This is a genomic window from Caulobacter sp. P1_D6, assembly GCF_056406095.1.
The window spans coordinates 85,553-92,325 of record NZ_JBFUAW010000014.1 but is presented as its reverse complement, the minus strand read 5'-3'; the positions used below and the strand labels follow the sequence as shown (position 1 = coordinate 92,325).

Here is a 6,773-nt window from a genome sequence, read left to right as displayed (position 1 = left end):
GACTTCAACAGCCTGCGCGACCAGATCACCAAGGCCGTCACCAACGCCAAGTTCAACGGCGTCTCGATCGCCGACGGCTCGACCACCAAGCTGGCCTTCCTGGCCAACTCGGACGGTTCGCAGTTCACCGTGGCCTCCAAGACGATCTCGCTGGTCGGCCTGGGCCTGGCCGCGACGTCGACCTTCACCACCGCCGCCGCCGCCAAGACGATGATCGACACCGTCAGCAAGGCGATGGGCACGGCCACCAACAAGCTGGCCTCGCTGGGCACCAGCTCGACGGGCCTGGACACCCACCTGACCTTCGTCGGCAAGCTGCAAGACAGCCTCGACGCCGGCGTGGGCAACCTGGTCGACGCCGACCTGGCCAAGGAAAGCGCCAAGCTGCAGTCGCTGCAAACCAAGCAACAGCTGGGCGTGCAGGCGCTGTCGATCGCCAACCAGTCGACCCAGTCGGTCCTCAGCCTGTTCCGCTAAGCGGTTCGGTCTTCGAGTTCAGCACCTTGAAGGGCGGGTCTTCGGACCCGCCCTTTTTCTTGCGCGTCCTTTTTCCTCGCAAGCCGGTCGAACTAGACTCATCCCGCCAAGCGGCGACGCCTACCAGATGTTGTATTTCGAGGCACAGTCGGCCGGGCGACAGAGTCAACGCCAGATTAAGATCCGACCTCATGACTCTCGGTCAAAAGAACTCGATTCAAGCGAGGCGCTTCCCTGAATCGAAATGACTAACGAGGCATTATCCAAGTCCCGAAAATAGCTGCGACACTTTTACATTATCGAAAGCACGACCGTGGACACTGGCGATGAGCAAAATGCTCCCGACCGTCAAAATGACGTCGGCCACCTTGAATGGGAACTCGCCGAAATGGCTCTGAACAGCATCAACACGAACTCGGGCGCGATGATCGCCCTGCAAAACCTGAACGCCACCAACAGCGAACTTCAGGTCACGCAACAACGCATCAACACCGGCAAGAAGGTCGGCACCGCCAAGGACAACGGCGCGATCTGGGCCATGGCCAAGGGTCAATCCTCGACCGCCAACTCGCTGAACGCCGTGAAGGACTCGCTGCAACGCGGCCAGTCGACCATCGACGTGGCCCTGGCCGCCGGCGACACCGTCACCGATCTGCTGGGCAAGATGAAGGAAAAGGCTCTCGCCGCTTCCGACACCTCGCTGAACACCTCGTCGTTCAACGCCCTGAAGTCCGACTTCAACAGCCTGCGCGACCAGATCACCAAGGCTGTCACCAACGCCAAGTTCAACGGCGTCTCGATCGCTGACGGCTCGACCACCAAGCTGGCCTTCCTGGCCAACTCGGACGGCTCGCAGTTCACCGTCAGCGCCAAGACGATCTCGCTGGCTGGTCTGGGCCTGGCCTCGACGTCGACGTTCACGTCGGCCGCCGCCGCCAAGACCATGATCGACACCGTCAGCAAGGCGCTGGGCACGGCCACCAACAAGCTGGCCTCGCTGGGCACCAGCTCGACGGGCCTGGACACCCACCTGACCTTCGTCGGCAAGCTGCAAGACAGCCTCGACGCCGGCGTGGGCAACCTGGTCGACGCCGATCTGGCCAAGGAAAGCGCCAAGCTGCAGTCGCTGCAAACCAAGCAGCAACTGGGCATCCAGGCGCTCTCGATCGCCAACCAGTCGACCGGTTCGATCCTGAGCCTGTTCCGTTAATCGGACCAAGCCGAAGTTCAGTAGCGTAAGAAGGGCGGGTCCTCGGACCCGCCCTTTTCTTATTGGGCGGCGCGCGACAGGGCCTTGCCCATCCGCACCAGCGGCACCTCGACCCCGCTGGAGGTCGGCGCGGTGAACCGCTCGATCTCGTGATAACCGCAGGCGCGATACAGCGGCTCGCCGGCCATGGTCCCGGCCAGTTCGCAGCGCGTGAACCCCTCCCCCGCCGCCGCGGCCTCGCAGGCGTCCAGGACCAGCCGCCCGACGCCTTTGCGGACGTGATCGGGGTGGGTGTACATGGCCCGCACCCTGGCCGCGTCACGGGCCGGATCCAGCAGGGCGGCGTCGCGTCCGGCCGAGTGGTCGCCGCCGAACAGGGTGGCCCGCCGGCTCCAGCCGCCGCAGCCGGCCAGAGCACCATCGTCCTCGACCACGAAATAGGTGCCGTCGGCGATCAGTTGGCTGTCCAGACCCATGATGTCGAACGAGGCGGCCACCTCATCGGCCTTCAGGAACGGCTTGAGCAGCTCGCCGATCGAGGCGTTCATCAGGTCGCGCAGGGCGGGCAGATCCTCGGGAACGGCGAGGCGAAGGGTCAAGCTCACGGGCGGCTCCATTTGGATGCACCGAACTTGGCGGCGCGCCCGGCCCGCGCCAAGACCGCCGACCCAAGGAAAGAAGAGTTTTCAGCGTTGCCTGAAAAAATTCCAATGACAACGTTGTCACGAAAGCGACATTCGGCTATAGAGGTCTCAGCCCTTCTGGGCGTTTCCTCCTATGCGACTTTCGGCCGTCTTCTTCTCCTGTGGAAGGCGGCCTTTCTTTTGCCGGCAGGTTTGGCTTATCCGCGCCGGCCGATCCGCGCGAACGCCCCGACCGCTCCCGCCGCGAACATGCCGCTGCGCCAGGCGCTCTCACGATCCGGCACCTCGCCCTGGGCGGCGACGCGGGCGTTGAAATCCATCACCTGCCAGGTCCATTCGTCGTTGCCGGCATGGATCACCACGGCGTAGTCGCGCACCTGGATCTGGTCGAAAGGCATTGTCGGCTCCTGCTCTGTCGAAACAGGCTAGAGCCGCGGGATCGCCCGATCGTGGCGACGGTTTCCACGGGCGGCGGACGGGCCGTGGAGTTTTCGTGCAGGCGAGTTTGGGCAGACAGCTCAGGCCGTGACGATCCGCCCGTCCTCGACCCGGACGGGCCAGGGCGACAGCCGCGCCCCGACGCACGGCCCGCCGACGCAGGCGCCGGTCTCTAGCTCGAACAGCGCCCCGTGCCAGGAGCAGGCGATCAGCGCGCCGTCGTCGGTCAGGTAGCGGTCCAGCACCTGGGCCAGCGGCAGTCCGGCGTGCGGGCAGCGATCGACATAGCCGAACGCCGCCTCGCCCCGCCGCACCACGAAGCCGTGGAAGCGCTTGTCGCCGATCTGCAGCACATAGTTCCGCGCCCCGGGATCGGCGATCTGGTCGAGCGGGCCCAGCTTGACGCCGGCCGGCGTCGTCCAGACCCGCCCGACCTGAACGTCTTGGCTCAAATGCGCTCGACCGTCTGCTCGATGGCGCCGAAGATCGAGTGGCCCTTGGCGTCGCGCATCTCGATGCGCACCGTGTCGTCGCCCATCAGGAACGGCGTCTTGGCCGCGCCGCCCAGGATGGTCTCGACCGTGCGCAGCTCGGCCAGGCACGAATAGCCCAGGCCGCCTTCGGCGATCGGCTTGCCGGGCCCGCCGCCGGCGTCGCGGTTGCTGACCGTGCCCGAGCCGATGATGGTGCCGGCCGCCAGGGCGCGGGTCTTGGCGGCGTGGGCCACCAGGGTCCCGAAGTCGAAGGTCATGTCGACGCCGGCGTCGGCCTTGCCGAAGTCCTCGCCGTTCAGGGTGACCAGCAGCGCGCCGTGCAGCTTGCCGTCCTTCCAGGCGTCGCCCAGGGCGTCGACCGAGACGGCGACCGGCGAAAAGGCGCTGGCCGGCTTGGACTGCACGAAACCGAAGCCCTTGGCCAACTCCGCCGGGATCAGGTTGCGCAGGGAGACGTCGTTGCAAAGCATGACCAGGGTGATGGCGGCCAGGGCCTCCTCGCGGGTCGCGCCCAGCGGCACGTCGCCGACGATGACGGCCACCTCGCCTTCCAGATCGCAGCCCCAGGCGGAATTGCTCAGCGGGATGGTGTCGCGCGGCCCCAGGAAACCGTCCGACGCGCCCTGGTACATCAACGGATCGGTCCAGAAGCTTTCGGGCATCTCGGCCCCGCGGGCCTGCCGCACCAGTTGCACGTGGTTCACATAGGCCGAGCCGTCGGCCCACTGGTAGGCGCGGGGCAAGGGGCTGGCGGCGTCGTGCTCGTGGAACCGTTCCAGCGGCACCCCGCTGTCCTCGACGCTCCTGGCCAGCGCCTTCAGCATGGGCTCGCAGCGCTCCCAGTCGTCGAGGGCGGCTTGCAGGGTCGGGGCGATCGTTCCGGCGTCGGTGAACCAGGCCAAGTCGTTGGAGACCACCACCAGCCGGCCGTCGCGGCCGCCCTTCAGAGACGCGAGCTTCATGGGCGCTTCCTCTTGCTTCGTTATCGTTAGGGCAGCACGGCCTTTGGGAAGCCCGTCCAGCACGCGTCATAGTCGGCCTGAAGCGCCGAAGTCTCCAGAGCGTATTTCGTGGGGCGGATCACCCAGCGGCTCTCGAACATGAAAGCCATGGTCCCGTCGATCTTGTGGGGCTTCAGCTCGGCCTGCGTCGCGCCCTTGTGGCTGGCCACGTCGGGGCCGTGATCGCTCATGGCGTTGTGCAAGGACGCCCCGCCGGGCGAGAAGCCGCCGGCCTTGGCGTCGTAGGCGCCGTGCACCAGCCCCATGAACTCGCTCATCACGTTGCGGTGGAACCAGGGCGGGCGGAACGTGTGCTCGGCCACCATCCAGCGCGGCGGGAAGATCACGAAGTCGACATTGGCCGTGCCGGGAATCTCGCTGGGCGCGGTCAGGACGGTGAAGATCGACGGGTCGGGGTGGTCGAAACTGACCGTGTTGATCGTGTTGAACCGCGCCAGGTCGTACTTGTAGGGCGCGAGGTCGCCATGCCAGGCGACGACGTCCAGCGGGCTGTGGTCCCAGGTTCCCATCCACAGACCGCCCTGGAACTTCTGGATCACCTCGGTCGGGCGCTCCAGGTCCTCGAAGGCGGCGACGGGGGCCAGGAAGTCGCGGCTGTTGGCCAGGCCGTTCGAGCCGATGGGGCCCAGGTCCGGCAGGCGGAAGGCCGCGCCGTAGCTTTCGCAGACATAGCCGCGCACCGGACCGGCGATCTCGACCCGAAAGCGGACGCCGCGCGGGATCACCACGATCTCGCCGGGCGCGACGTCCAGGCGGCCGAACTCGGTGACCAGGTGCAGCTCGCCCTGCTGAGGCACGATCAGCAGTTCGCCGTCGGCGTTCTGGAACACCCGGTCGATCATCGAGCGGTTGGCCAGGTACAGGTGCGCGGCCATGCCGGCCTGGGTCGCCACGTCGCCGTTGCCGCCGATCGTGACCAGCCCGTCGACGAAGTCGGTCGGCTCGGCCGGGACCTCCAGCGGATCCCAGCGCAGGCGGTTGGGGGTGGGCGCGGCGGCGTCGAACGGGCCGCTCTTCAGCCTGTCCTGGGCGTAGGGCGCATAGGGTCCGTGGCCGGCGCTGGGCCGCAGGCGGTAGAGCCAGGAGCGGCGGTTCTCGTGGCGCGGCGCGGTGAAGGCCGTGCCCGACAGCTGCTCGGCATACAGCCCGAATGGCGGCTTCTGCGGCGAGTTCTGGCCGACCGGCAGAGCGCCGGGGACCGCCTCGCTGGAGAAGTGGTTGCCGAAGCCGGATTGGTAGGCGAGCGCGTCGGTCATGCGGATCGGGTTCTCATGCGTATCCTCCCCACCGCCGTCTTCCCGGCGAAGGCCGGGATCCAGATTCATCCGGAGCGGTTCGTGGGCGTCACCTGGGTCCCGGCCTTCGCCGGGAAGACGGAGGAAGGGACGTCCAGTAAACGCCCTCCTCCGCCGGTCGGGAAGCCTAAGCCTCGACCGTGATCACGCCGCGGCGGATCTGGTCCAACTCGATGCTCTCGAACAGGGCCTGGAAGTTGCCGTTGCCGAAGCCTTCGTTGCCCTTACGCTGGATGATCTCGAAGAAGATCGGCCCGAACAGGTTCTCGGTGAAGATCTGCAGCAGCAGGCCTTCCTCGCCGACATTGCCGTCCAGCAGGATGCGGTTCTTGCGCAGCCGTTCGGTGTCCTCGCCGTGGCCGGGCACACGCTTGTCGACCAGCTCGTAATAGGTCTCGATGGTGTCCTGCAGCTTGACGCCGCGGGCCCGCAGCTTCTCGACGGTCTCGTAGATGTCGGGCGTGGTCAGGGCCAGGTGCTGGATGCCCTCGCCGTTGTACTGGCGGATGAACTCCTCGATCTGGCTCTGGTCGTCCTGGCTCTCGTTGAGCGGGATGCGGATGGCCTTGTCGGGGGCGATCATCGCCTGGCTGAACAGGCCCGTGGCCTGGCCCTTGATGTCGAAGTACTTCTGCTCCTCGAAGCCGAAGACGTCGCGATAGAAGGTCGACCAGGTGCGCATCTGGCCGCGCTTGACGTTGTGGGTCAGGTGGTCGAGCAGGTCGAGACCGACATTGTTGGCCGCCTCCGCCTCGGCGGCGCCGGGCGCCGGGGTCCAGCTGGCGAACACCGCGTCGGCGCCTTCGACCAGGTACAGCATCGAGCCGCCGATGCCTTCCAGCACCCGGGCGCCGTCGCCCAGCACGGTCTTGCCAGCGTCGGCGGCCACGGCCCCGCGCTTCAGGGCTTCAGAATAGGCCTGCTCGACGTTCTCGACGCCGAAGGCCATGCCGTTGGCCGACGGGCCGTGGGCGGCGCGGAACTCGGCCACCTGGCCCGTGGCCTCGTCATTGACCAGCAGGTTGATGCGGCCCTGCTTGTAGCGGGTCACGGCCTTGGTCGGATGGGTCGAGGCGGCGACGAAGCCCAGTTGCTCGAACAGCGCCTTCATAGCGGCCGGCTCGGGGCTGGTGAACTCGACGAAGACGAAGCCGTCGAGGCCCAGGGGGTTCTGTGGGTTGGTGGTCATGACT

General features: G+C 66.8%; 8 protein-coding genes. 2 read left to right on the top strand and 6 right to left on the bottom strand.

The features are described 5' to 3' along the window. Together AC1DYP_RS10385 and AC1DYP_RS10380 are read left to right on the top strand one after the other, a co-directional pair. The coding region (locus AC1DYP_RS10385) for a flagellin (protein ID WP_477046262.1) at positions 1-477 on the top strand (477 nt) is incomplete at its 5' end. 388 nt (positions 478-865) lie between these two features. Further along, positions 866-1,687: a flagellin gene (locus AC1DYP_RS10380; RefSeq protein ID WP_477046261.1), complete on the top strand. Its 822-nt coding sequence runs from the start codon at positions 866-868 to the stop codon at positions 1,685-1,687. A 59-nt stretch (positions 1,688-1,746) separates the two neighbouring features. On the opposite strand, the gene AC1DYP_RS10375 is transcribed toward AC1DYP_RS10380, so the two are convergent. From AC1DYP_RS10375 to hppD, 6 genes are all read right to left on the bottom strand, one after another. Continuing rightward, positions 1,747-2,304 (bottom strand): GNAT family N-acetyltransferase, encoded by a 558-nt coding sequence (locus tag AC1DYP_RS10375; protein ID WP_477035717.1) that lies wholly within the window; start codon positions 2,302-2,304, stop codon positions 1,747-1,749. A 224-nt stretch (positions 2,305-2,528) separates the two neighbouring features. Then, a complete protein-coding gene (locus tag AC1DYP_RS10370) occupies positions 2,529-2,729 on the bottom strand; it encodes a hypothetical protein (protein ID WP_477046260.1) in 201 nt (66 codons plus the stop codon). Between the two features lie 120 nt (positions 2,730-2,849). Continuing rightward, positions 2,850-3,221, bottom strand: a complete 372-nt coding sequence (locus AC1DYP_RS10365; RefSeq protein WP_477046259.1) for a Rieske (2Fe-2S) protein — start codon at positions 3,219-3,221, stop codon at positions 2,850-2,852. Beyond that, entirely contained in the window at positions 3,218-4,225 is a 1,008-nt protein-coding gene (locus AC1DYP_RS10360; RefSeq protein WP_477035714.1) for a fumarylacetoacetate hydrolase family protein, read from the bottom strand. The genes AC1DYP_RS10365 and AC1DYP_RS10360 overlap by 4 nt, the downstream gene beginning before the upstream one ends. 26 nt (positions 4,226-4,251) lie before the next feature. Next, the gene (hmgA, locus tag AC1DYP_RS10355; protein ID WP_477046258.1) at positions 4,252-5,541 is read right to left on the bottom strand and encodes a homogentisate 1,2-dioxygenase; all 1,290 of its coding nucleotides are present in this window, start codon (positions 5,539-5,541) and stop codon (positions 4,252-4,254) included. A gap of 166 nt (positions 5,542-5,707) precedes the next feature. After that, positions 5,708-6,769 carry a 4-hydroxyphenylpyruvate dioxygenase gene (hppD, locus tag AC1DYP_RS10350; protein WP_477046257.1) on the bottom strand — a complete coding sequence of 354 codons (1,062 nt, stop codon included), beginning with the start codon at positions 6,767-6,769 and terminating at the stop codon, positions 5,708-5,710. Positions 6,770-6,773: the final 4 nt, after the last annotated feature.

Bases quoted from the DNA above. Each gene is read 5' to 3' on its own strand.
- AC1DYP_RS10380 (WP_477046261.1), top strand. From the start codon at position 866: ATGGCTCTGAACAGCATCAACACGAACTCGGGCGCGATGATCGCCCTG.
- AC1DYP_RS10375 (WP_477035717.1), bottom strand. From the start codon at position 2,304: ATGGAGCCGCCCGTGAGCTTGACCCTTCGCCTCGCCGTTCCCGAGGAT.
- AC1DYP_RS10370 (WP_477046260.1), bottom strand. From the start codon at position 2,729: ATGCCTTTCGACCAGATCCAGGTGCGCGACTACGCCGTGGTGATCCAT.
- AC1DYP_RS10360 (WP_477035714.1), bottom strand. From the start codon at position 4,225: ATGAAGCTCGCGTCTCTGAAGGGCGGCCGCGACGGCCGGCTGGTGGTG.
- hmgA (WP_477046258.1), bottom strand. From the start codon at position 5,541: ATGACCGACGCGCTCGCCTACCAATCCGGCTTCGGCAACCACTTCTCC.
- hppD (WP_477046257.1), bottom strand. From the start codon at position 6,769: ATGACCACCAACCCACAGAACCCCCTGGGCCTCGACGGCTTCGTCTTC.